Raw genomic sequence first — 23,847 nt, 5'->3', positions numbered from 1 at the left:
AGGCTAAGGCGCTCGACCGTATCCGGACGTTGTTGCCTGATCTCGTCCACACGCCTCGGGGGCGGGTAATCCGCCAGGACGAGGCACCCGCTAAAGCGGTCTCTCGCCCTGCCCTTTCCCGGCCTGCTCCGGCTCGGCCTCGCGTTGATCGTCCGTTGACTGATCAAGCCTTGCGCACAGATCCTGTGCGCCCTGAGCGCGGCACCTGCAAGAGCCGCCCCGCCCGGTCTTCCGGCTCTGGTGGCTCCCGGCCCTTCGTGCCGTGGTGTGCCAAGCGCTCCTGACCACTGTGCAACACCTGTGGGAAAGCCCCGGAATACCTGCCTGTCAAATGGCTGAGGTGTTCCGGGGCTTTTCCATAGGATTTTATCGCTTGACAGGCCGTCATTCCCTCCCCTACAAGATGTTGTGAGGCTTGCTAAGTGCTTGATTTATAATCAGTATTATGTAAAATAACTCCTGCCCACGGCCAGCCAGAACTGTTTCTGCATGCTTCTGCCGGAACCTGCGGCTTAAAGGAAACCGCCTTTCTGACGGGTTCCTTTATTCCCGGCCGCTCTCAGAGGATCTGATCGGTCAGTTTCAGGCATTCCCTGATCTGGCCACCGCGCAGTCCGGTGTTGAACCATTCCGCGCGCTGCGCCGAGGTGCCATGCGTGAAGGTATGCGGCATCGGGCGCCGGCCGGCATTCTTTTGCAGCGTGTCGTCGCCGATCTGGCGCGCGGCATTCAGGGCCTCGTCGAAATCGCCGCTCTCGACGGTGCCAAGCGTATTGGCGGCCTCATTCGACCAGACGCCTGACAGGCAATCGGCCTGCAGCTCGATCAGCACCGAGATCTGGTTCGAGTCGGTTTCGCTCAGCTGACCGCGCAGCGTATTGGCGCGACCGAGGATGCCGAGCTCGTTCTGGACGTGATGGCCGATTTCATGCGCCACCACATAGGCGGCTGCGAAATCGCCTTTGGCGCCAAGCTGGCGCTCCAGCGTGACGAAGAAGCCGGTATCGAGATAGACCTTGCGATCCGCCGGGCAATAGAATGGGCCCGTCGCCTCGGAGGCGCCGCCACAGGGCGACTGGGTGCCGCCTTTGAACAGAACAAGCGTCGCTGGTTTATAGGCCCGGTTCAGCTGGCTGCGGAACAGATCGGCCCAGATCACCTCGGTATCGGCAAGCACGACCGAGACGAATACACCGGCCTCCTTGTCCTGAGTGGTCAGCGGCTCACCGGCGTTGCCGCTGCTCTGGCCGGTATCAAGCCCGGCCTGGTTCAGAAGCTGGCTCGGATCGACCCCAAGCACCAGCGCGATCACGAAAACTGCAACGAGGCCGAGCCCGCCGACCCCGGCGGCACCGCCGGCGCGCATACCGCCCCCCTGGGAGCGACGGTCTTCGATATTGTTGCTGCCACGGCGGCCTTTCCACTGCATTCCGGTAACTCCTCCGGTCACTCCGATGTGATAGCGGGAAATCTAGCCGGGCCGGCGATACGGGGAAAGCCCTGATCGCTGGCCGTCTGCGCGCGGCGTTCACGCAGCGGTGAGCGCGGCGGCGCGATGGCTTTTCCTTTTTCCTCAATGGGCATAATGCGGAGGGCGAAGCCAGAGAAAGCGGGTCGCCATATGGGACTGAAATCACCTGCCATCGTGATTGCCGGACTTGGATCGGGCGCCATGCTGGCTGCCGCTTTCGCCTTTCAGTATATCGGCGGCCTCCCCCCCTGCCATTTGTGCCTGTTGCAGCGCTGGCCCCATGCGGCGGCGGTAGTGATCCTGCTGCTCTGGGCTGTGACGCGCTGGCGGATCTGGCCCTGGCTTGGGGCGCTGGCGGCGCTGGTCACGGCGGGGATCGGGCTTTTCCATGCCGGAGTGGAACAGGGCTGGTGGGAATATATCTCCAGCTGCACCCAGGGCTCGGTTGCGGGTTTCTCGGCGGCGGAGCTGATGAATCCGGCGACGGCGACCCCTGCCCCGGTGCGTTGCGATGCGATTCCGTGGTCGCTGTTCGGGATCTCGATGGCGGGCTGGAACGCGATTGTGTCTTTCGGTCTGGCGTTGATCTGGCTGTTTGGCGCCAGCCGGCGGGACTGATCGGGCCCGCACCCGTTCCGCGCCTGTTTTGAGGCGCGGATGCCTCCGGCGGGAGTATTTTCATCAAGAGGAAGGCGGAATTTCCTGAATCGTTTCCGGGGGGTTACGTCCCTTCGGTCACCGGCGCGCAGTTGAAGAGCCGCGCATGTTCCTGGATCGCGAAACGGTCGGTCATGCCGGCGACATAATCGGCGACGATGCGGGCCAGCGTGGTCTCATCATTACCGGCCTCCGCGATATCCTGTTGCCATTCGGCCGGCAGCAGCCCGGGCTGGTTCATAAAAAGCGGGAAGAGATCATCCATCACACCGGTCACCTTGGCCCGCACTTCCATCACGGAAGGCGCACGATACATGCGGTGGAAGAGGAAGCTGCGCACCGCTTTCAGCTCCTGATACAGCGGTTTTGAAAAGCGGATGATCGTCGTGCCCATATGGCGGATCTCATCCACCGATTGCGGTTTCGCGGCATCGAGCCGGTTCTGCGCGACATGGATCACATCTTCCACCATACGGCCAAAGACGCGGCGCAGTGCCTCATGGCGACGGCGCATGCGGTCAAGGCCGGGGTAAAGCTCGTCCACCCGGGCGAAAGCGGGGCCGGCGACCGGCAGTTCCATGAGGTCCTCTTCGGTGAACAGGCCCGAGCGCAGCCCGTCATGCAGGTCGTGATGCGAATAGGCCACGTCATCGGCGATGGCCGCGACCTGGGCCTCGGCGCTGGCATGGGTGGAAAGCTCAAGATCCCAGGCGCGGTTCACTTCGTCCAGCGCATAGGGCAGCTGGTCGGGCTCGTGCTTGTGTTTCTCATCCGCGTTCGGGCCGATCACCGGGCCATTGTGTTTCGCAATGCCTTCCAGCGTCTCCCAGGTCAGGTTCAGCCCGTCAAAGCCGGCATAATGGCGCTCCAGCCGGGTCACGATGCGCAGGGCCTGGGCGTTATGGTCAAAACCGCCATAGGGCTGCATCAGCCGCGCCAGCGCATCCTCTCCGGTATGGCCAAAGGGCGTATGGCCCAGATCATGCGCCAGCGCGATCGCCTCGGCCAGATCGGTATTCAGCCCCAGCACTGCCGAGATCGTGCGCGCCACCTGCGCCACCTCGATCGAATGGGTCAGGCGGGTGCGGTAATAATCGCCCTCATGTTCCACAAACACCTGCGTCTTGTGTTTCAGGCGTCGAAAGGCCGAAGAATGGATGATCCGGTCGCGGTCACGCTGGAAGGGCGAGCGGAATGTGCTCATTCCTTCATCGAAAAGCCTTCCACGCGATTCTTCGGGCTGGCAGGCAAAGGGGGCGAGCATCACGTTCCGGTTCCAGTTCGTTCGGCGGCTGTTCCGCGCCTTGTCCGGCGCGGTCCTGCCCCCTATATTCCGGGAAAGCGCTGAAAGATACCGGAACAGCCATGGAACTTACGCTTCCCGCCGATGCGGCCCCCTTTGCGGATGCCCTGCCCCGTGTCACGGATCGCGCCTTCGCGCGGCTGGCCGAGATTGCCGAAATCACCGGCGAGGCGCAGCCTTTGCGCATCGGCGTGCTGGGCGGCGGCTGTTCGGGCTTTCAATATGAGATCGTGCTGGGCGAGGCCGGGCCCGAAGATCTGGTCTTTGAAAAAGACGGCCAGCGGGTGCTGGTTGATCCGGTTTCGCTGCCCTTCCTGCAAAATGCGGTGATTGATTTCACCGAAGAGCTGATCGGCGCGCGGTTCGTGATCGAGAATCCAAATGCGTCGAGCAGCTGCGGCTGCGGGACGTCATTCTCGATCTGAGCCGCCAGAATTGATCACGCAGCCGCTGATCGGGCGTGACCCCGGCTTGCGGGATCACATCTCTGCGCATAGTGAATGGTTTCAATCAATCTGCGGGTCAGGCCGTCATCCAGCCACTGCAAAGCCCACAACAGAAGGCTGAAGCCTGCCAATTCGAGCCTAATATCAACCTCGCAGCCATTCTTCAGTGGATTGAACCGGATCGTCTGACGCCCCTGTCTCTGAACCTGTTTTTTTCCCGGAACCGGGCGGGTCTGCCAGCGGATAATGATCTGCCCGGGCCATTGCAGGGTCTCTATTTCGACCTCCATTGTTGCGACATCGTTGCTGACTGAATGGCAGGTGAAGCGCCTGCCCGGCTCGATCCATTTCCATGCGCCGGCGTCAGGAGCGATGTGAGCCATGTTAAGGTCGGGTGTCGGGATTATCCACGGCCAGAGATCTTCGCGCGAGAGGCTGCTTTTCGCATGTGCGACCACCACAACATTCCGCCGCAAAACCCCTTCAAGGGTTGGTGCACTGACCAGCCAGAATAAGACACCGAAGAGAACCGACCACAGCAGGATCCGCACAAGTGTTGCATCCGGCAAAAATCCGTATTCATCGGCAATGGCCAGCACCACAAGTGAGATAAGGGCGATGGCGACACATCCCATGCCGGAAGGTGACTTCGGTACAAATGCCGCCATGATCACAGCGATAAGTGCTAAAGCAGCCCCTGCAAGCGCGCCGGTCGACAGGCTGATTATCACCAGGGCTGGCATTTCCTCTTTCAAACCGAGGATAAGACCCATACCCAGAAATATGATTGAGAAGAGGAGAACGAGACACAGGGCCTTGCGACGGTTAAGCCAGACCCGCAGCAAGAAAACTCTCCATGTCATCGCGCACCTCTGGCTGAACTGACCTGCCCGGTTGCGAAAACTGACAGATCATTATGGCAAACTGAAGCCCACGGCCAAAAGCTTGCTTTTCGCCGCCCGCAGGCCGTGCAAAATAAGGCCATGCCCCGCATCATCCTGCTGAACAAACCCTATGACATGCTTTGTCAGTTCACCGATCTGAAGAGCCCTTCGCCCCGCCCGACTCTTTCGGCGGTGCTGGATCTGCCCGGCGTTTATCCGGCCGGGCGGCTCGACCGCGATTCCGAGGGGCTGGTGGTATTGACCGATGACGGGCGGTTGCAGGCGCGGATCTCTGACCCGAAACACAAGACGGAAAAGACCTATCTCGCCCAGGTCGAAGGCATACCGGATACGGCGGCGCTGGCGGCGCTTGAGGCGGGGGTCATGCTGAATGACGGCCCCACCCTGCCCGCCCGCGCCCGTCTGGTGGACGCGCCCGACTGGCTCTGGCCGCGCGAGCCGCCGATCCGGGTGCGCAAATCGGTGCCCGATGCCTGGATCGAGCTGACCATCCGCGAAGGCCGCAACCGCCAGGTCCGCCGCATGACAGCGGCGGTGGGGTTGCCGACTTTGCGACTGATCCGCTGGCGGATCGGCGACTGGACGCTGGCGGGCATCAGCCCGGGGCAATGGAGGCAGGTATGAGTGCTGTGTCGCAGGAGATCATTGCCCGTCTCGATCTGAAGCCGCATCCCGAGGGTGGCTGGTATCGCGAGACCTGGCGTGGCCCGATCCGCGAGGGACGCGCCAGCGGCACCGCGATCCTCTTCCTGCTGCAAGCCGGCGAGCGCAGCCACTGGCACCGGGTCGATGCCGATGAGATCTGGCTCTGGCATGCCGGGGCGCCGCTGGACTTGTCGATGGGCGAGCGCAACGCCCGCCGCTTCACCCTCGGCCCTGATATCCTCGGCGGCCAGCAATGCCAGCTGATGGTGCCGGCCGGATGGTGGCAGGCGGCAAGCAGCACCGGCGACTGGACGCTGGTGTCCTGCACCGTCAGCCCGGGCTTCCGGTTTGAGGGGTATGAACTCGCGCCCGCCGGCTGGACACTCCCCGGCGATGACGACGGCAGTTGAGGCCGGGAAAGCCCAACCGGCATAAGAGGGCTTTGGCGCAGGACGCGTCAATCTTGTATCCGTCACAAGATCAACTCTCGCAGCACCGGCCCGTCAGGGCTAAACCTTTCGGATGGAAAGCAGACCCGCCCCTTCCCACGCGCCGCAGGATGGAGACAGCCTGTCGGGTTTTCTCTACGCATTTTCGGCCTATCTGCTCTGGGGGTTCCTGCCGCTTTACATGAAGGCACTGGACCAGGTCTCGCCGGTGGAAGTGGTGGCGCATCGGGTGATCTGGGCGCTGCCGGTGGCGCTGATCGTGCTTGCTCTGACACGGAGGACCGCTGATCTGCGTGCGGCGCTGCGCAATCCGGCGATGCTTGGGATGACGCTGGTGACCGCCGCGCTGATCTCGCTGAACTGGGGGCTTTACGTCTGGGCAATCGTCTCTGGACGTGCGCTGGATGCAGCGCTTGGCTACTATATCAACCCGCTCTTTTCGATCCTGCTGGGTGCCGCCCTGCTGGGAGAGCGGCTGCGCGGCCTGCAATGGATCGCGATCTTCTCGGCGGCCATCGGCGTGGCGATCCTGACCGTCGAGGCAGGCCGACTGCCCTTGCTGGCGCTCGGGCTGACGCTGACCTGGGGCCTCTATGCCTATTTTAAGAAGAGCCTGCCGATCGGGCCGAACCAGGGCTTCACACTGGAGGTGATGGTGCTGATGCTGCCGGCGCTGGCGGTGATCGGCTGGCTTGCCGCAAGCGGGCAGATGCAGTTCCTGCATGGGCCGGGCTGGCAAAGCGGCATGTTGTTCTTTCTGGGGCTGGTTACTGCCGGCCCGCTGATCCTTTACGCCAATGGCGCCAAGCGGCTGCGGCTGACCACGATTGCCATCATGCAATATATCGCGCCGACCATGATCTTCCTGACGGCGGTATTCGTGTTTGACGAGCCCTTCAGTCGGCAAAAGCTGATCGCCTTCGGGTTCATATGGCTGGGTCTGGTGATCTATTCGACCTCAATGCTCCGACGCCGACGGTAGCAACCGGAGTTTTGCAAAACTCCGGTCCGGAGCCTTGGAAGGCTCCGGCACGAAATCTGATCAGATTTCGCCCGCTCAATGGGGGGCGCCTGGTTTTCCGGTGACACGGTTCCACAATGGCCCGATCACCCTGGTGCCCAGCGGGATCAGCATTGCGCCGAGGATCAGCCCAAGCACACCGTCCAGCGCCGCCGTCACCAGCCATTCCACCAGCCCCGCCGCCTGTGGCACCGCCGCTGCCGCCGACACTGCCAGATGGCGGATCGTCTCATAGGGCCAGGTCCAGAGATGCGTCACCTCCAGCCCATGCACAACGATATTGCCGCCAACCCAGAGCATGGCCGCCGTCCCCACCACCGAGAGAAAGGCCAGCAGCACCGGCATCCCCTTGACCAGCCCGCGCCCAAGTGCCTTTGTTGCCCCCAGACGACCGGTCGCCGCCAGATGCAGCCCGATATCATCCATCTTCACGATCAGTGCCACCGCACCATAAACCACCACCGTGATCAGCGCGCCCACCACCAGCAGAACCCCCGCCTTCATCCAGAAATCCGGGCTGTCGATCACCGAAAGCGCGATGGTCATAATCTCGGCCGAGAGGATGAAATCGGTCTTGATCGCGCCGGCGACCTTCTCCTCTTCCAGCTGCTTTTCATCACCCGTCGCGAAATCCGCCTCCACAGCCGCATCCGCATGCGGAAGGAGCGCGTGGAACAGCTTCTCGGCGCCCTCGAAACAGAGATAGGCGCCCCCCAGCATCAGTAAGGGCGTGATCGCCACCGGAAAGAATGCCTCCAGCGCCAGCAGCACCGGCAAGAGGATCACCAGTTTGTTGCGCAGCGATCCGACAGCGATTCGCCAGATGATCGGCAGCTCGCGCGCCGGTTTGAACCCGGTCACATATTTCGGCGTCACCGCAGCATCGTCGATCACCACGCCCGCAGCCTTGGCCCCCGCCTTGGCCGCCGCCGCCGCAATGTCATCGACCGAGGCCGCCGCGACCTTGGCAATGGCCGCAACATCATCAAGGAGTGCCAGCAGACCGCTCATATTCCACCTGTTTCACTGTTCTCCCGCCCAGAGACAGGGAATCACCCGGCCAGGACAAGGGGCGTCATGGTCCGGGCGCAGGCTTTTCTGTTGCCCGGGCCAGCACCTGTTACCGCAAGCGATAGCGCAAACACGGAAGGTTTGCGCTAACACAATGAAAATACGTCGTTTTTATGCTTTGAAAACCCCAGGGGCGGCGCTAACCAGCCAGAGGCCCAGTATATCACGCGCAGCGGAGAGACAGGATATGACCATCACCGTCGGGATCAATGGATTTGGCCGTATCGGTCGCTGCACCCTGGCCCATATCGCCGAATCGAACCGCAATGATGTTCAGGTTGTCGCCATCAATGCGACCGGCCCCATCGAGACCAATGCGCATCTGCTGAAATACGACTCGGTCCATGGCCGCTTCCCCGGCACCGTGAAGGTCGAGGGCGGCGCGCTGGATCTGGGGCGCGGGCCGATCCGGGTGATGTCGACCTACAATCCGGAAGAGCTGGACTGGGACGGCGTCGATGTCGTGCTGGAATGCACCGGCAATTTCAATGACCGCAATAAAGCCGCCGTGCATCTGGGGCGCGGCGCCAGGCGCGTGCTGGTTTCGGCCCCGGCGAAGAATGCCGATCTGACCGTGGTTTACGGCGTCAATCACCGCGCGTTGAAGCCTGAGCATCTGGTCGTTTCGAACGGGTCCTGCACCACCAACTGCCTCGCGCCGCTTGCCAAGGTGCTGAATGACACGATCGGGATCGAATCGGGCATTATGACCACGATCCATTCCTATACCGGCGACCAGCCGACGCTGGACCGCCGCCATTCCGATCTCTACCGCGCGCGCTCGGCTGCGATGGCGATGATACCGACCTCGACCGGCGCCGCGAAAGCGCTTGGCGAGGTGTTGCCGGAACTGAAAGGCAAGCTCGACGGCTCGGCGATCCGCGTGCCGACCCCGAATGTCTCGGCGGTCGATCTGACCTTCATCGCCGCGAAGTCGGTCACCGCGGATGAGGTGAACCAGATCGTGCGTGAGGCGGCCAATGGCTATATGGGCATGGTCATGGCCTATGACCCCGAGCCCAAGGTCTCGATCGACTTCAACCATACCACGCAATCGTCGATTTTCGCGCCGGATCAGACACGGGTTGTTGGCCGTTCCGTCCGCGTTCTGGCATGGTATGACAATGAATGGGGCTTCTCCTGCCGCATGGCCGATGTGGCCGGCGCCATGGGGCGGCTTGCTGGCTGAGACCGGGCGCCGACCCGGTGAAATTCCGGGGACTCACTTGACCGACCGTGTCGCTCTGTACATCGCCTTGACGCTTGCTGTGGCAATCGGGCTGGATCTGCTTCTGAATCAGGGGCAGATCCTGATGTTTCTGGCCAAAAAATTTCTTTATCTTGTCGATTGGGTTCAATTCTGGCGGTGATCCTGCCAGGATTTGATTGCATTTCCGCGCGTTCTGGGGTTGTTAGCGCTAGCATTCCGGCGCTGCGACGCCGGGACCAGAGATTCGTCGGGGCAAGCCTGCCCTGACATCGCAAAGATACCACAGCACCGGAGGAACAGGTCATGGCTGTCAAGGTTGCAATCAACGGGTTTGGCCGCATCGGGCGCAATATCCTGCGCGCGATCATCGAATCGGGGCGGACCGATATCGAGGTGGTGGCGCTGAATGATCTCGGCCCGGTCGAGACCAATGCGCATCTGTTGCGCTTCGACTCGGTCCATGGCCGCTTCCCGGCCGAGGTGACCACCGGCGAGGACTGGATTGATGTCGGCCGCGGCCCGATCCGGGTAAGCGCGCTGAGGAACCCCGCTGAACTGCCCTGGTCGGGTGTCGATGTGGTCCTGGAATGCACCGGTATTTTCACCTCGAAAGAGAAATGCCTCGCGCATCTGGAAAACGGCTCCAAACGTGTGCTGATCTCGGCGCCGGGCGATGGTGCCGACAAGACCATCGTTTTCGGGGTGAATGACAAGACGCTGACCAAAGACGATCTGGTCGTCTCGAATGCCAGCTGCACCACCAATTGCCTCTCGCCGGTCGCCAAGGTGCTGCATGACGCCATCGGCATCGAGAAAGGCATGATGACGACGATCCATTCCTATACCGGCGACCAGCCGACGCTGGACACCATGCATAAGGATCTCTACCGCGCCCGCGCGGCGGCTTTGTCGATGATCCCGACCTCGACCGGCGCGGCTAAGGCCGTGGGCCTCGTGCTGCCGGAGCTGAAGGGCAAGCTCGATGGTTTTGCAATCCGGGTGCCAACGCCGAATGTCTCGGTGGTGGATCTGAAATTCATCGCGAAACGCGCGACCTCGGTGGAAGAGATCAACGCTGCGATCATCGCCGCTGCCGATGGCCCGCTGAAGGGCATTCTCGGCTATACGAAGTTCAAGAATGTCTCGGCGGACTTCAACCATGACCCGCATTCGTCGATCTTCCATATCGACCAGACCAAGGTGATGGACGGAACCATGGTCTCGGTTCTCAGCTGGTATGACAATGAATGGGGCTTCTCGAACCGGATGGCCGATACGGCTGTCGCCATGGGCAAGCTGATCTGACAGGGTCAGACCTAAGCACATCTCAAAGCGCGCGGATTTTTTGAAAAATCCGCGCCGATTTCTTTGAAGAAATCGGACCCCTGCTCAGCCGTATTTCGCTTTCAGCGCCGCCGCGACCTGGGGCGGCACAAAGCGGCTGACATCGCCGCCCAGCCGCGCGATTTCTTTGACCAGTTTCGAGGCAATCGCCTGACGCCGTGCATCAGCCATCAGGAAGACGGTCTCAACAGAATCGTCCAGCGCCCGGTTCATCCCGACCATCTGGAATTCATATTCGAAATCCGCCACCGCCCTCAGGCCGCGCACGATCACATTCGCCCCCACATCGCGGGCGCAGTCGATCAGCAGATTTTCGAATGGATGGACCAGGATCTCGCCGCCGGTGCTTTCGGTGATCCCCGCGCATTCGTCACGCAGCATTGCCACCCGCTCATCCAGGCTGAACAAGGGCCCTTTGTCCCGGTTGATCGCCACGCCGATCACCAGCCGGTCCACCAGCGCCATTGCGCGCCGGATGATATCGGTATGGCCCAGCGTCACAGGATCGAACGTGCCCGGATAAAGACCGATGCGCATGGGTGAATCCTCCCTGATCCCTCTGCCGCAGACGCACGCAACAATATTGCCCGCGTCTGCGCAAGATCAAAATCGCCGCAGCGCAGCGTGCCCTTTGACAGCTACAGGGCTCAATGCCCCATGATCATGCCTTCAAGCGCGCTTTTCTCGGCATGCAGCTCTTCCAGCCGTGCCTTCACCACATCGCCCAGGGTGATGATGGCCAGCATCTCGCCATTCTCGATCACTGGCATATGGCGGAAGCGGCCATCGGTCATCGTCTTCAGGATATCCATATTCATGTCGCCGCTGGTGCAGGAGACAAGCTTTGCAGTCATCAGCTCTGTCACCTTCGCCGAGAGGCAGGAGACGCCTGATCGCCCCAGCTCGCGCACGATGTCGCGCTCGGACAGGATGCCAAGCGCCTTTTTGCCATCGGATGAGACGATCAGCGCCCCGATCCGCTTTTCCGACAGCACGGCGGCAGCTTCGGCAACGGTGGCCTCCGGAGCAATCGTGATCACCCCTGCCGGTTTTGTCTTAAGGATCTGGCTGACAAGCATGGGCTTCTCCTCACTTTCCCGTGTCTGTCAGAAGAAGCGTCTTTGAGCCGCAGGATTCTGTCAAGCCTTGAGGTTGTAACCGCCGGGCGGAGCAGTGTTTTCATGCCTGGCCATCTCGGCTTTCGTCTCCCGCACAAGGCTTTGCGCAAAGCGGTTCAGCCTCTGAACCCGCCCGTCATCGGCGTGGCGGATCAGCCAGAAAGACCGGGTCAGCCCCACCTCATCGGGCAGGATCTGCCTGAGTTCTGGCGCGGCCGGCAGGGCGAAATCGTGAACAATGCCGATTCCCGCCCCCTGGCGCAGAAAATTCAGCTGGACCGAGACCGAATTCGAGGAAATAGCCACCTGGGGGGCGCCCAGCTCGGCCAGATAATCCAGTTCCTTGTCGAAGATGAGATCCGGTATATAACCGACGAATCGCAGATCCCGCAGATCGGCGCGACTGACGGGTGCCGGGTTGCGGGCCAGCCAGGCCTCGGACGCCGCCAGCACCAGCCGGTAATCGGTCAGCTTCTGCACCGTCAGCCGCCCGGTCTCGGGGCGGGAAACCCCGATCGCCATATCCGCTTCGCGTTTCGAGAGGTTGAAGACCCGCGGCAGCGCCACAAGCTGCACCTCAAGCCCCGGATTGTGCTCGCAGATATGCGCGATCACCGGCGGCAGCAGGTAATTGGCGCAACCATCCGGGGCGCCCAGCCGGATCAGCCCGGTCAGCCCCTGCCCTGCCCGGTCATCCGACAGCGCCTCACCCGCCGCCAGCATCGCCGCCTCGGCACGCTCGGCCGCCGGCAAGAGCCGCTCACCGGCCGGGCTCAGCTGATAGCCCTGAGGGCTGCGGGCAAAAAGCCGCTGGCCGAGTGCATCTTCAAACCGCTGCACCCGGCGCCCGACCGTCGCCGCGTCGATCTTGAGCCGCTTGCCGGCGCCCGAGAGGCTTTCATGCCGCGCCACCTCCAGAAATATCCTCAGATCGTCCCAGTCCATGCTTAACCTTCGCCATCCCGAACCTTTGCAAAAATGCAAAACGCCTTTGGCCAATTGGCGCTTTGATCAGCGATTTCGCAAGAGTAAAACCATGCCATGCAAATTCATATGGGAGGTTCCGCCATGGTCGCTGAGATTGGTCACTGGATCGACGGCAAGCTGGTAAAGGGCAAGTCAGACCGCTTCACCGATGTCTTCAACCCCGCCACCGGCGAAGTGCAGGCGCGGCTTGCACTGGCCACTCCGGCGGAACTTGACGCCGCAATCCAGTCGGCGGCTGCGGCCCAGCTGAAATGGCAGGCGGTCAACCCGCAGCGCCGCGCCCGCGTGATGATGGCCTTTGCCGCCCTGATCAATCGCGACATGGAAAAGCTGGCTGAACTGGTCTCGCGCGAGCATGGCAAGACCATTCCCGATGCCAAAGGCGATGTGCAGCGGGGCCTTGAGGTCGTCGAAGTCTGCATGGGCGCGCCCGCGCTCCTGAAAGGCGAATATACCGATTCCGCCGGCCCTGGGATTGATATTTACTCGATGCGTCAGGCGCTTGGCGTTGTGGCGGGCATCACGCCCTTCAACTTCCCCGCCATGATCCCCTTGTGGAAAATGGCCCCGGCGCTGGTTGCCGGCAATGCGATGATCCTGAAACCGTCGGAGCGCTGCCCCTCCACCGCGCTTTACCTCGCGCAGCTTTTGCAGGAAGCCGGTTTGCCCGATGGCGTGCTGCAGGTCGTCAATGGCGATAAGGAAATCGTCGATGCGATCCTTGATCACGAGGTGATCCAGGCGGTCGGCTTCGTCGGCTCGACCCCGATTGCGCAATATATCTATGGCCGCGCGGCGACCAACGGCAAGCGCGCGCAATGCTTCGGTGGCGCGAAGAACCATATGGTCATCATGCCGGATGCCGATCTCGACAAGGCGGCCGATGCGCTGATCGGCGCTGGTTTCGGTGCGGCGGGCGAACGCTGCATGGCGATCTCGGTCGCGGTGCCGGTGGGCGAGAAAACCGCCGATGCGCTGATCGAAAAGCTGGTGCCGCGGATCGAGAAGCTGAAAGTCGGCCCCTATACCGCTGGCAATGATGTCGATTTCGGGCCGGTGATCACCTCTGCCTCGGCGCAGCGGATCCGTGGCCTGATCGATTCGGGTGTGGAACAAGGCGCGAAACTTGTCGTCGATGGCCGGGATTTCAAACTCCAGGGCTATGAGAACGGCTTCTTCGTGGGCCCGTCGCTGTTTGACCATGCCACCCGCGATATGGAGATCTACAAGCAGGAGATCTTCGGGCCGGTTCTGACCCAGGTGCGCGCCGAGACCTATGAAGACGCGCTGCAACTGGTGATCGACAATGAATACGGCAATGGAACCGCGATCTTTACCGCCGATGGCGATACCGCGCGCGATTTCGCAAGCCGGGTGAATGTCGGTATGGTCGGTGTGAACTTCCCGATCCCGGTGCCGCTGAGCTACTACACCTTTGGCGGCTGGAAGAAATCTTCCTTCGGTGACCTGAACCAATATGGCCCGGATGCGCTGCGCTTCTATACGAAGACGAAGACGGTGACGGCACGCTGGTTCTCGGGGATCAAGGAAGGCGCATCGCTGAACTTCAAGGCGATGGACTGAATGGTCGATGGAGGAAGTGGGGTTTTCACACCCCCACACCCCCGTGGAGTATTTCAGTCAAGAGGAAGAAGGCGTCTTTCGGGGCGCCTTTTTTTATGCGGCTTCGGCGAGGCTACAGGGCAGGAAGGGCTGGGTTCTGACATGGCCGGCGCGGAAGGTGCAGAAAGAGGCGGAGGGCACTTCGGTCCAGCCACCCTCTTCCGCCTCGAGGGGTTCGGAGACCACAGCCATCCCCATGCGGCTGTCGGACCAGCGATACCAGAGCGAGGGCGCCAGGTCATCGCTGGCATAGCGCACGGCATAGAGTGTTTCGCCGTCTGACAGCGCGGCGGTCATCCTGAGATGTGGGGCGGCGCCTTTGCGGCGGGCAAGCGAGATGAATTTCGCGCAGGCGCGTTCCAAAGCGCCGCGCGGATCGGTTTCCAGCCCTTCGGCGAGGGCAGTGAGGAACAGCGCCTCGCTGTCGGTGGCGCCTTTGCGCTGCGAGTAGAGGGATTCCGGGATCAGCATCTCGGCATCGCGGCGAAAGGCATCATAGCCGCCGACCTGGCCGTTATGCATGAAGCTCCACCGTCCGGCCGTGAAGGGGTGACAATTGTTGCGGCTGGTTGCCGTGCCGGTCGAGGCGCGAACATGGGCGAGGAAGAGACCGGATTTCACCTGGGCGGTCAGGCTTTTCAGATTCGGGTCGGACCAGGCCGGCATTACATCGCGGTAAAGCCCTGGCTCGGCGCGTTCGCCATACCAGGCGATGCCGAAACCGTCGGCATTGATCGCGGTCAGGCATTGGGTGGCGCGCTGGCTTTGATGGATCAGCGAATGACCCGGTCGCGAGACGATGTCTTCGAGGAAAATCGGCTCGCCGATATAGGCCGCCCAACGACACATGATGACATACCTCTGCCCGACCGCCAGGGCCTGATCACCCCTTCTGCGCTTTTGTGGCAGAATAACGAAGCGGCCGGGACATGATAAGCCCCGGCCGCTTCACGAAAGGTTACCAAAGGCGGATAACTGCCTGGAAATGAGGCTGTTATTCCGCCGCTTCGACCACGACGAGATCGCGGACCGCCGCATCGCGGGCATGATCCAGCGCCGCCTGGTATTCGGGCGAGTTGTAGCAGGCCACCGCCGTTTCCAGATCAGGGAAGCGCGCCAGCACATTGCGGGCGCGGTCATTGCCCTCAAGCTGCACATAACGCCCGCCCCGCGCGAGGAAGGTGCCGCCATGCGCCTCGATGGCCATGGTCGCGCCTTTGGCATAGCGCGCATAGCCCTCGGCATCGGTCACATGGACATGGGCGATCCAATAGGCTGCGGGCATGGCTCAGGCCCCCAGCACGGCTTCGGCCGCCTGGATCGCGGCCTCGGCGCCGGCAATATCATTGCCGCCGGCCTGGGCCATATCCGGCCGGCCGCCGCCGCCTTTGCCGCCAAGTGCCGCCGCCGCCGCCTTGACCAGATCCACCGCCGAGACCCTGGTGGTCAGATCCTGGGTCACCCCCGCCGCCACTGCCGGTTTTGCACCGGTATCGGCGATCAGCAGCACGGCACCCGAGCCGATCCGGGTCTTCATCTCGTCGATCAGGGCCGGAAGATCCTTGCCAGAGACGCCTTTCAGCACCTGAGCAATCAGCTTCACACCGTTGATTTCTTTGGATTCCGGTCCTGTACTGCCACCGCCGCCCATAGCGAATTCCCGCCGCAGCGTCGCGATCTCATTCGCAAGCTGACGGCGTTCCTCTGACAGCGCGCGGACACGGTCGACCACCTCGCCAACCGGCGCTTTCAGGACTGCGGCGACCTCGGCCAGCCGCTGTTCCTGGACGCGCAGATGCGACAATGCCGCCTCGCCGGTCAGTGCCTCAATCCGCCGCACCCCTGCAGAGGATGCCGAGTCGCCCATCAGCACGAAGGCGCCGATATCGCCGGTGCGCTTCACATGGGTGCCGCCGCAAAGCTCCAGGCTATAGGTCTGGCCGTCAGCTCCCTTGCCCGAGGCCGGCAGCTGGCCCATCGAAACCACCCGCACCTCATCGCCATATTTCTCGCCGAACAGCGCCTGGGCGCCGATTGCACGGGCATCGTCGGGCGTCATAATGCGGGTCTCAACGGCGGTGTTCTGGCGGATATAGTCGTTTACCTCGGCCTCGACCCGGGCCAGTTCCGTGGCTGACAGCCCCTGACCATGCGAGAAGTCAAAGCGCAGCCGGTCGGGTGCGTTGAGCGAACCCTTTTGAGCCACATGATCGCCAAGAGCGCCGCGCAGCGCCTCATGCAGCAGATGCGTGGCGGAATGGTTCGCCCGGATCGCCGAGCGGCGGCTATGAGAGACCTCCAGCCGAGCTGGCTGACCGCGCGAGATGCCGCCTTCGACCACCTGGCCGATATGGATGAAGATGCCCGCCGCTTTTTTGGTGTCAGAAATCCCGACCACGCCGGTATCGGTGCGGATGAAGCCGGTATCTCCGACCTGGCCACCGCTTTCGGCATAAAAGGGCGTCTGGTTGACCACGACCTGAACGGTCTCGCCGGTCTGTGCCGCGCCGATCTCGGCCCCGTCGCGCACCAGCGCCTGGACGACGCCCTCAGCGGCCTCGGTCTCGTAACCCAGAAACTCGGTTACACCTTTGGATTCAGCAAGTTCGAACCAGATCTTCGCGTCTTTCGCCTCGCCGGTTCCCGACCAGGCGGCGCGGGCTTTCTGGCGCTGCTCGGCCATAGCAGCCTCGAAACCGACGACATCGACATTGCGGCCCATTTCGCGCAACGCGTCCTGGGTCAGATCAAGCGGGAAGCCGTAAGTGTCATAGAGTCTGAACGCCGCGCCCCCGGGCAGATCGGCGCCTTCGGGGATGCGGGCAAGCTCTTCATCCAGCAGTTTCAGACCACGATCCAGCGTCTGGCCGAATTTGGTCTCTTCCAGCTTCAGCGTTTCCTCGATCAGGCTTTGGGCTCGGGTCAGCTCCGGATAGGCCGCCCCCATTTGCCGCACCAGCGCCGGCACCAGACGGTGCATCACCGGATCCTTCGCCCCCAGCATATGCGCATGGCGCGCGGCCCGGCGCAGAATGCGGCGCAGAACATAGCCGCGCCCCTCATTCGAGGGCATCACCCCATCCGCGATCAGGAACGAGACCGAACGCAGATGGTCGGCGATCACCCGGTGATGCACCTTGCCGGTGCCGTCGGGATCGGACGAAGTGACATGCGCCGAGGCCTCGATCAGGCTCCGCATCAGATCGGTGTCGTAATTGTCGTGTTTACCCTGCAAGAGCGCGCCGATCCGCTCCAGCCCCATGCCGGTGTCGATCGACTGCATGTCGAGGGGACGCATCGAGCCATCCTCGAACTGCTCGTTTTGCATGAAGACGTTGTTCCAGATCTCGATGAACCGGTCGCCGTCTTCCTCCGCCGAGCCGGGCGGGCCACCCCAGATCGAGGGACCATGATCATAGAAAATCTCGGTGCAGGGACCGCAGGGACCGGTCGGGCCCATGCGCCAGAAGTTGTCATCCGAGGCGATGCGGATGATGCGGTCATCGGTGAGCCCCGAGACCTTCTTCCAGATCGAGGCGGCCTCGTCATCGGTGTGGTAGACCGTGACCAGCAGCTTGTCTTTCGCGAGGCCGAAATCCTTCGTCAGCAGTTCCCAGGCAAAGGCGATGGCCTGATCCTTGAAATAATCGCCGAAAGAGAAATTCCCCAGCATTTCAAAGAAGGTATGGTGGCGCGCCGTATAGCCGACATTGTCGAGATCGTTATGCTTGCCGCCGGCACGGACGCATTTCTGCGCGGTGGTGGCACGCTTATAATCGCGATGCTCGGTGCCGGTGAACAGGTTCTTGAACTGAACCATGCCCGAATTGGTGAACATCAGCGTCGGGTCATTCCTCGGCACCAGCGGCGAGCTGTCCACAACGCGGTGCCCGTTCTTCTTAAAGAAGTCGAGATAGGTGGTGCGGATGTCGTTAAGCGACGCCATGGCCGGGCCTCTTCATGGAGGATGATCTGATTTCGGCCTTCCATGTAACGGCGCGCATCCCCCCTGTCCACGGGGGGATGCGCCCTGACCGAAAAAAGGCCGGAAGCGGGGCTTCCGGCCTTGTTCTTATGATCAAATTGCGGGTTCAGGCCCGGCGCATGACCACGGGATCAGGCATCATCCTCAACAACGCTTTCTTCGGCCGACATGTGGAAATCGAGCCCATTGGCGGTGCGGATCTTTTCCTCAATCGCCAGCGCGGTGGCCGGGTTGTTCTTCAGGAAGGTCTTGGCATTCTCACGCCCCTGCCCGATCCGCTCATCACCGTAGGAATACCAGGCGCCCGATTTCTCGACCACGCCGGCCTTGACCCCGATATCGACCAGCTCACCGGTCTTCGAAATACCCTCGCCATACATGATGTCGAATTCGACCTGTTTGAAAGGCGGCGCCACCTTGTTCTTGACCACCTTGACGCGGGTGGTGTTGCCGACCACCTCTTCGCGGTCCTTGATCGCGCCGATGCGGCGGATGTCCAGGCGCACAGAGGCGTAGAATTTAAGCGCATTGCCGCCGGTGGTGGTCTCGGGCGAGCCGAACATCACGCCGATCTTCATGCGGATCTGGTTGATGAAGATCACCATGCAGTTCGATTTGCCGATGGAGGCGGTCAGTTTGCGCATCGCCTGGCTCATCAGCCTTGCCTGGGCGCCAACGGTCGCGTCGCCCATATCGCCCTCAAGCTCGGCTTTGGGCGTCAGTGCTGCGACCGAGTCGACCACGATCAGCGAGACCGCGCCGGAACGCACCAGCGTATCGACGATCTCCAGCGCCTGTTCGCCGGTATCGGGCTGCGAGATCAGCAGTTCATCAAGGTTAACGCCGAGTTTCTTGGCATAGCTCGGGTCCAGCGCATGTTCCGCATCGACAAAGGCGCAGACGCCGCCCTTTTTCTGCTCTTCCGCCACAACATGCAGCGTCAGCGTGGTCTTGCCCGAGCTTTCCGGCCCATAAATCTCGACGATCCGCCCTTTCGGCAGGCCGCCGATGCCAAGCGCGATATCCAGCCCCAGCGAGCCGGTCGAGGTCGCTTCGATCTCCATCGCAGGGCTGTCAGCGCCGAGCTTCATAATCGAGCCCTTGCCGAATTGCCGCTCGATCTGCTGGAGAGCGCTTTCCAGCGCCTTTTGCTTATCCATGTCTTTCTTGCTCCCGAAGTCCAGCAGACTGGCTGTCGCCATGGTTTTTTCCTTTATTTCACAGCCGCGCCGGGGCGGCAATCCCGAGCCATGTTTCATATTTGTTCTCATCCTTATGAGAACAAATGGGGAAAGTATCAACAAGTTTCTTTAAATGATCCTGACCGCATAATGCTTAACGGTCGGTTTACAACGCCTGGCTTAAATTGCGTCTCCAGGGGTTTTTCCGGGCGGTTTTCGCGCTAGAAGCATCCCGATATCGCGAAACCGATAAAGGATCTGCGCGTGCTGGTATTCTGGGAGCAAAAGCTCGTCCTTCTTGCGACGCCGAAGACCGGCTCAACCTCGCTGGCAAGCGCACTCGAATCGCTGTCATCGGTGTCAATCCAGCGTCCGCCCGTGCTGAAACACACGACCGTGCATCGCTATCACCGTTTTGTCGGCCCCTATCTCGAAGCGGCGGCCCAGGCGGAATGGACGGTCGTGGCCCTGATGCGCGAGCCGCGCGACTGGCTGAATTCCTGGTATCGCTTTCGTTCACGCGAGGATCAGACCGATCCGGCGAAATCCACCAAAGGTATGAGTTTCGACGAATTCGTCCGGGGCTGGTGTTCCGATCCGCGGCCTGCTTTTGCCGATGTCGGCGCTCAGGAGAAATTCCTGCGCCCGCGTCAGGGCCGGGGGGTGGACCGGCTGTTCCGCTATGCCGAGATCGACATTTTCGTCGATTTCCTCGAAGAGCGGCTGGGCTGCGAGATCATCCTGCCGCGCGTCAATGTCTCGCCCCCCGGCGAGGCCCATCTGACGCCAGGGACCGAGACCCTGCTCCACCAGATCGCGGCAGCCGATTTCGCGCTTTATGAGACGCTCAGGCACCCAGAACAGGCCTGAATGTTTGATCCCGGGGTTTGATGGTGTGATCCTTCCTGTGGAATGGAAGGATGCGCTATGGGACCGGTTCGTCATGGCAGCGCCACGACCAGGCCCGCAGTCCGAGCAGCCATACAGCGATCACAGTCGAAGACCTGCCTGCCATTGGTTCAGGGGCGGGTCTGAGGGCTCGCGCAACTGAGCCGGGAGCTGGAGATCAATGCCAGGACGGTCGCGAAGTGGCGCAAGCGCGAGGCGGTCGAGGGCGGTAAGGCCGGGCCTGCCGAGCCACGTTCAACGGTGCTGAGCGAGGAGGACGAGGCGATGATGGTGGCGTTCGGCGCCACAACCCCCTGCCGCCGGATGACTGCCTTTACGCTCTGCAACCCTCGATCCCGCATCTGGCGCGGCCTGCCTTGCATTTATACCTGCAGCCGCCACGGGATCTCGCGCCCGCCGGAGGTGGATGACGACAAGCCCGGGCGGCAGCGGTTCAGGCGCTACCCGATCGGTATCTTCCACATTGATAGTGCCGAAGCGCAGACGACGGAAGGGAAGCCATACCTCTGCGTGGCCATTGACCGCACCAGCAAGGAGGCGGCCCCCGGGTTGGTGGGCACGGCAGACAGGATGACCGCCTGAGAGTTTCCGGAGCATATGCTGGTCTCGATACCATATCGTATCCACACGATACCGACCGGGCGAGCCATCGAAGGCGCCATCGCCCCGAGCCCGATGGCGAGCGGCATCCTGTTCGCCGATCAACCCTGCAATCGGAACACCGCCAGCTCCAGGAAAATGCGCTTCGACATGATCTGCGAGGTCGGGCCATGGTCACGTCACCGGTTCGAGAGACCGTGGCGAGGCAATGTTGGGCACAGACAGACCCAGCCAGACCATCCCCGGACAAATGGCCAGGTCGAACGCATGAACCTGAGATCAAGGACGCTACCCTGGCGCGCTTCCATTACGAGAGCCACGAACAATTGCGAACCCACCGCGGTGACTTCATGGCCGCCTGCAACCTTGCCCGCCGCCAGAAGACGCTCAACGGTTTCACGCCTTACGAATAAATCTGCAAAATCTGGACTTCAGAATCAGACAGATTCATCGTCAATCCGACCCAACAGATGCCGGGACTGAACACCTAATGCAACGCGCCCTGGACCGTGGCGGTCAGGTCATTCAGCGAGAAGGGTTTCGGCAGGAAGACAGAATTCGGGATCTGTGACTGATCGGCGGCGAGATGGTCTTCGGTATAGCCCGAGACAAAGACCACCCGCGCATCGGGCCGGTCCTCCAGCGCGCGTTTCACCCAGCTTGGACCGTCAAGACCCGGCATCACCACATCGGTGACGAAAATATCGACCACCAGCGACGGATCCTGCAGCAAATCCAGCGCCTCTTCGGCATTTGATGCCTCAATCACCGTATAGCCGCGCATCTTCAGCGCCCGGCTGGCGAAGGCGCGCACTGCGGCCTCATCCTCGACCAGCAACACGACGCCGGCTCCGTTCCGCAGCATCAGTGGCCGCACCGGTTCCTCGGCCTGGGCCCCGGCTTCGGACTGGCCCTCGCGGACGGGGAACAGGATTTCGAAGGTGGTGCCCTGATCCGGCACGCTTTCGACAAAGACATAGCCGCCGGATTGTTTGACGATGCCGTAAACCGTTGACAGGCCAAGCCCGGTGCCCTCGCCCGGGCGCTTGGTGGTGAAGAAGGGCTCGAAAATCTTGCCGATGCGGTCTGGCGGGATGCCGCAGCCGGTATCCGAGACCCGGATCACCGCCCAGCGACCGGCCGGCACGGTGGCCCCGTCACGGCTGACGGGCTGCGACAGCGTGATATCCTCGGTCCCGATCAGGATCGTGCCCTTGCCGGCCATCGCATCGCGCGCATTCACCACAAGATTCATCAGCACCTGCTCCAGCCGCCGCCGGTCGGCCCTGACCTCGCCCAGATCCGGGTCGTTTTTCAGGCTGAGCGTGATCCGTTCCCCCACCAGACGGTTCAGCAGATGTGCGACCTCGCTCAGCACATCCGAGAGGTCGAGCCGTTCCGGTTTCAGTGTCTGTTTGCGCGAGAATGCCAGCAGCTGGCTGACCAGAGCCGCCGCGCGATTGGCATTCTGGCGGATCTGTTCGAGATCGGAGAAATCGGAATCCTCATGGCCATGGCGCAGCAGCAAGAGGTCGCAATGGCCCGAAATCGCGGTCAGCAGATTGTTGAAATCATGCGCGATGCCGCCGGTCAGTTGCCCGATCGCCTGCATCTTCTGGCTCTGGTCGAACTGCGCCTCCATCTTCTTCAGCGCCGTTACATCCGAGAGAATAGCCAGCGCCAGCGCCCTGCCCTTTTCCACGAAACGGCTGAGCTGGACCTGGACGAAATTCTCTTCCTCCCCCAGGCCCGTGCCGCCCGGATGGCTGCGCAGCCGCAGCATCTCGGCACCGGCGGGCAGGCGCTGTTCGATCACATCGGCCAGCCAGTCATTCACCGGGCGGCCAAGATCTTCGAAGAGGTCATGGAAGGTCAGCGCCTCGACCGTGCGTTCGCCCAGCAGCTCGCGCGCGGCGCGGTTTGCCAGGCGCAAGCCACCATCAAGGCCGAATTTCATCAGCGCCACCGGCACATTCTCGAAATCGACCTGGACCGAATCCTCCTCGCGCCGCGCCGGCGCGGGCAGGAGAAAGATCTCGCGCCGGTCACCCGGCCCGTCCAGCTCGGCCACGATGGCGCGCATCTGGCCGGTGGCGGTCGCGACCTCCACCTCCTCGCCGCTGGTCACTTTCGGTTGCAGGAAAATCCGGTCGAGGCGTTTGGGCCGCTCCCCCAGAACCCGACGCATCGCCTCGTTGGAAAAAAGCACCACGCCGGCGCGGTTTGCCACCACCATCGGCAGGCTCAGCCCCTCGGCGCCGCGACCGGCGGGGCTGCGATCCTCGAATTCCTCGATCCGCCACAGGAATTTGTCGCTGGCGATACGGTGGACCGAAAGCCGCAAATGGCCGCGCCGGGTCACGATATCCTCATGCACGCCGCCCTGATGCGCCGCGCGGGACTGCAGCCGGTACATCACCGCTGAGGGCGAGGCGATCTGTTCATGCAGCTGCGCCGCAAGCGTGGCGGGTGCCTGTTCCCCGAACCGCGCAATCGCGGCGCGGTTGCGAAACAGGATCTGCCCCATGATATCTGTGGAAAAACAAGGTGCCACATCCTCGCCGATCAGCAATGACAGGCGGGCATTCATCTGCTCTTCCTCGCGCCGCGCGATCCGCGCCATGGCCCAGAGCACGAAAGTCACCAGCAAAAGCGCAAGGCCGGTGACCGCGAGGGTAAAGCGGAAGCCGCTTTCCCCGGCCAGCACCGCCAGAGCAAGGCAGACTGCCGCGACGGCAACCAGCCAGCTGGCCCGGACCGCAAGGCTGCGCGCCCCGCTTAATATCCCCTCGCCCTCAAACCCCGGAGTCTGCACCCATTCCTCCGCTTCCGCGCATTTCCACCTGGCGAGCAAAGACCGGAATTCGTTAACTTCACCTTAACCGCAACTTTTCCTCAACGCCAATTTCGCCCTTTGTTGCC

The 23,847-nt window shown here is 62.1% G+C and carries 22 protein-coding genes and 1 pseudogene; 11 read left to right on the top strand and 12 right to left on the bottom strand.

Translation table 11 applies throughout. The annotated features are described in order from the left end of the window. Nucleotides 1–559: 559 nt before the first annotated feature. Nucleotides 560–1,429: a KPN_02809 family neutral zinc metallopeptidase gene (ypfJ, locus tag DRF71_RS05315; protein WP_112309448.1), complete on the bottom strand. Its 870-nt coding sequence runs from the start codon at nucleotides 1,427–1,429 to the stop codon at nucleotides 560–562. Between the two features lie 192 nt (nucleotides 1,430–1,621). Between ypfJ and DRF71_RS05310 the strand changes: the two genes are divergently transcribed. Further along, nucleotides 1,622–2,089: a disulfide bond formation protein B gene (locus DRF71_RS05310; RefSeq protein WP_112309447.1), complete on the top strand. Its 468-nt coding sequence runs from the start codon at nucleotides 1,622–1,624 to the stop codon at nucleotides 2,087–2,089. Between the two features lie 103 nt (nucleotides 2,090–2,192). Here the strand turns inward: DRF71_RS05310 and DRF71_RS05305 are convergent, their stop codons facing one another. Beyond that, nucleotides 2,193–3,392 carry a deoxyguanosinetriphosphate triphosphohydrolase gene (locus DRF71_RS05305; protein WP_112309446.1) on the bottom strand — a complete coding sequence of 400 codons (1,200 nt, stop codon included), beginning with the start codon at nucleotides 3,390–3,392 and terminating at the stop codon, nucleotides 2,193–2,195. A gap of 101 nt (nucleotides 3,393–3,493) precedes the next feature. Between DRF71_RS05305 and DRF71_RS05300 the strand changes: the two genes are divergently transcribed. Then, on the top strand, nucleotides 3,494–3,856 hold the full coding sequence (locus DRF71_RS05300) for a HesB/IscA family protein (protein WP_112309445.1): 363 nt from the start codon (nucleotides 3,494–3,496) through the stop codon (nucleotides 3,854–3,856). A gap of 14 nt (nucleotides 3,857–3,870) precedes the next feature. Here DRF71_RS05300 and DRF71_RS05295 read toward each other — a convergent pair whose 3' ends face one another. Next, on the bottom strand, nucleotides 3,871–4,722 hold the full coding sequence (locus DRF71_RS05295) for a hypothetical protein (protein WP_157970933.1): 852 nt from the start codon (nucleotides 4,720–4,722) through the stop codon (nucleotides 3,871–3,873). 138 nt (nucleotides 4,723–4,860) lie between these two features. On the opposite strand from DRF71_RS05295, the gene DRF71_RS05290 reads away from it, so the two are divergent. From DRF71_RS05290 to rarD, 3 genes are all read left to right on the top strand, one after another. After that, complete coding sequence (locus tag DRF71_RS05290) at nucleotides 4,861–5,406, top strand: pseudouridine synthase (protein ID WP_112309443.1); 546 nt, start codon at nucleotides 4,861–4,863, stop codon at nucleotides 5,404–5,406. Then, nucleotides 5,403–5,837, top strand: coding sequence for a cupin domain-containing protein (locus DRF71_RS05285; protein ID WP_112309442.1), 435 nt, complete (start codon nucleotides 5,403–5,405; stop codon nucleotides 5,835–5,837). Before DRF71_RS05290 ends, DRF71_RS05285 begins: the two co-directional genes overlap by 4 nt. A gap of 112 nt (nucleotides 5,838–5,949) precedes the next feature. Beyond that, entirely contained in the window at nucleotides 5,950–6,858 is a 909-nt protein-coding gene (rarD, locus tag DRF71_RS05280) for an EamA family transporter RarD (RefSeq protein ID WP_112309441.1), read from the top strand. 75 nt (nucleotides 6,859–6,933) lie between these two features. Here rarD and DRF71_RS05275 read toward each other — a convergent pair whose 3' ends face one another. Further along, nucleotides 6,934–7,908, bottom strand: a complete 975-nt coding sequence (locus tag DRF71_RS05275) for a DUF808 domain-containing protein (protein WP_112309440.1) — start codon at nucleotides 7,906–7,908, stop codon at nucleotides 6,934–6,936. Between the two features lie 247 nt (nucleotides 7,909–8,155). Here DRF71_RS05275 and gap (DRF71_RS05270) point away from each other — a divergent pair, with 247 nt between their 5' ends. The 3 genes from gap (DRF71_RS05270) (at nucleotide 8,156) to gap (DRF71_RS05265) (ending at nucleotide 10,483) form a co-directional block, all read left to right on the top strand. After that, nucleotides 8,156–9,157, top strand: coding sequence for a type I glyceraldehyde-3-phosphate dehydrogenase (gap, locus tag DRF71_RS05270; RefSeq protein WP_112309439.1), 1,002 nt, complete (start codon nucleotides 8,156–8,158; stop codon nucleotides 9,155–9,157). 37 nt (nucleotides 9,158–9,194) lie between these two features. Further along, nucleotides 9,195–9,338 (top strand): hypothetical protein, encoded by a 144-nt coding sequence (locus DRF71_RS27905; RefSeq protein WP_198672069.1) that lies wholly within the window; start codon nucleotides 9,195–9,197, stop codon nucleotides 9,336–9,338. A gap of 143 nt (nucleotides 9,339–9,481) precedes the next feature. Then, a complete protein-coding gene (gap, locus tag DRF71_RS05265; RefSeq protein ID WP_112309438.1) occupies nucleotides 9,482–10,483 on the top strand; it encodes a type I glyceraldehyde-3-phosphate dehydrogenase in 1,002 nt (333 codons plus the stop codon). Nucleotides 10,484–10,567: 84 nt separating this feature from the next. Here gap (DRF71_RS05265) and coaD read toward each other — a convergent pair whose 3' ends face one another. The 3 genes from coaD to DRF71_RS05250 all read right to left on the bottom strand — a co-directional run bounded on the left by coaD (nucleotide 10,568) and on the right by DRF71_RS05250 (nucleotide 12,585). Beyond that, nucleotides 10,568–11,059, bottom strand: coding sequence for a pantetheine-phosphate adenylyltransferase (gene coaD / locus DRF71_RS05260; protein ID WP_112309437.1), 492 nt, complete (start codon nucleotides 11,057–11,059; stop codon nucleotides 10,568–10,570). Nucleotides 11,060–11,169: 110 nt separating this feature from the next. Continuing rightward, a complete protein-coding gene (locus DRF71_RS05255; protein WP_112309436.1) occupies nucleotides 11,170–11,601 on the bottom strand; it encodes a CBS domain-containing protein in 432 nt (143 codons plus the stop codon). A gap of 60 nt (nucleotides 11,602–11,661) precedes the next feature. Next, nucleotides 11,662–12,585 (bottom strand): LysR family transcriptional regulator, encoded by a 924-nt coding sequence (locus DRF71_RS05250; protein ID WP_112309435.1) that lies wholly within the window; start codon nucleotides 12,583–12,585, stop codon nucleotides 11,662–11,664. Nucleotides 12,586–12,708: 123 nt separating this feature from the next. Between DRF71_RS05250 and DRF71_RS05245 the strand changes: the two genes are divergently transcribed. Then, on the top strand, nucleotides 12,709–14,211 hold the full coding sequence (locus DRF71_RS05245; RefSeq protein WP_112309434.1) for a CoA-acylating methylmalonate-semialdehyde dehydrogenase: 1,503 nt from the start codon (nucleotides 12,709–12,711) through the stop codon (nucleotides 14,209–14,211). Between the two features lie 93 nt (nucleotides 14,212–14,304). Here DRF71_RS05245 and DRF71_RS05240 read toward each other — a convergent pair whose 3' ends face one another. The 4 genes from DRF71_RS05240 to recA all read right to left on the bottom strand — a co-directional run bounded on the left by DRF71_RS05240 (nucleotide 14,305) and on the right by recA (nucleotide 19,437). Continuing rightward, nucleotides 14,305–15,099: a class II glutamine amidotransferase gene (locus tag DRF71_RS05240; RefSeq protein ID WP_112309433.1), complete on the bottom strand. Its 795-nt coding sequence runs from the start codon at nucleotides 15,097–15,099 to the stop codon at nucleotides 14,305–14,307. A gap of 145 nt (nucleotides 15,100–15,244) precedes the next feature. Continuing rightward, nucleotides 15,245–15,535 carry a DUF1330 domain-containing protein gene (locus DRF71_RS05235; RefSeq protein WP_112309432.1) on the bottom strand — a complete coding sequence of 97 codons (291 nt, stop codon included), beginning with the start codon at nucleotides 15,533–15,535 and terminating at the stop codon, nucleotides 15,245–15,247. Nucleotides 15,536–15,538: 3 nt separating this feature from the next. Beyond that, a complete protein-coding gene (gene alaS, locus DRF71_RS05230) occupies nucleotides 15,539–18,196 on the bottom strand; it encodes an alanine--tRNA ligase (protein ID WP_112309431.1) in 2,658 nt (885 codons plus the stop codon). Nucleotides 18,197–18,366: 170 nt separating this feature from the next. Further along, nucleotides 18,367–19,437 carry a recombinase RecA gene (gene recA, locus DRF71_RS05225; RefSeq protein ID WP_112310005.1) on the bottom strand — a complete coding sequence of 357 codons (1,071 nt, stop codon included), beginning with the start codon at nucleotides 19,435–19,437 and terminating at the stop codon, nucleotides 18,367–18,369. A gap of 243 nt (nucleotides 19,438–19,680) precedes the next feature. On the opposite strand from recA, the gene DRF71_RS05220 reads away from it, so the two are divergent. Then, a complete protein-coding gene (locus DRF71_RS05220; RefSeq protein WP_112309430.1) occupies nucleotides 19,681–20,286 on the top strand; it encodes a hypothetical protein in 606 nt (201 codons plus the stop codon). A 57-nt stretch (nucleotides 20,287–20,343) separates the two neighbouring features. Beyond that, nucleotides 20,344–21,416: pseudogene (locus tag DRF71_RS05215) on the top strand (integrase core domain-containing protein). Here the strand turns inward: DRF71_RS05215 and DRF71_RS05210 are convergent. Further along, a complete protein-coding gene (locus tag DRF71_RS05210) occupies nucleotides 21,413–23,740 on the bottom strand; it encodes a hybrid sensor histidine kinase/response regulator (protein ID WP_232831309.1) in 2,328 nt (775 codons plus the stop codon). The pseudogene DRF71_RS05215 and the gene DRF71_RS05210 sit on opposite strands and share 4 nt — an antisense overlap. Nucleotides 23,741–23,847: the final 107 nt, after the last annotated feature.

The sequence above is a fragment of the Pseudogemmobacter bohemicus genome, assembly GCF_003290025.1.
Taxonomy (GTDB): Bacteria; Pseudomonadota; Alphaproteobacteria; order Rhodobacterales; family Rhodobacteraceae; genus Pseudogemmobacter; species Pseudogemmobacter bohemicus.
This window is presented reverse-complemented; position numbering and strand designations above follow the sequence as displayed.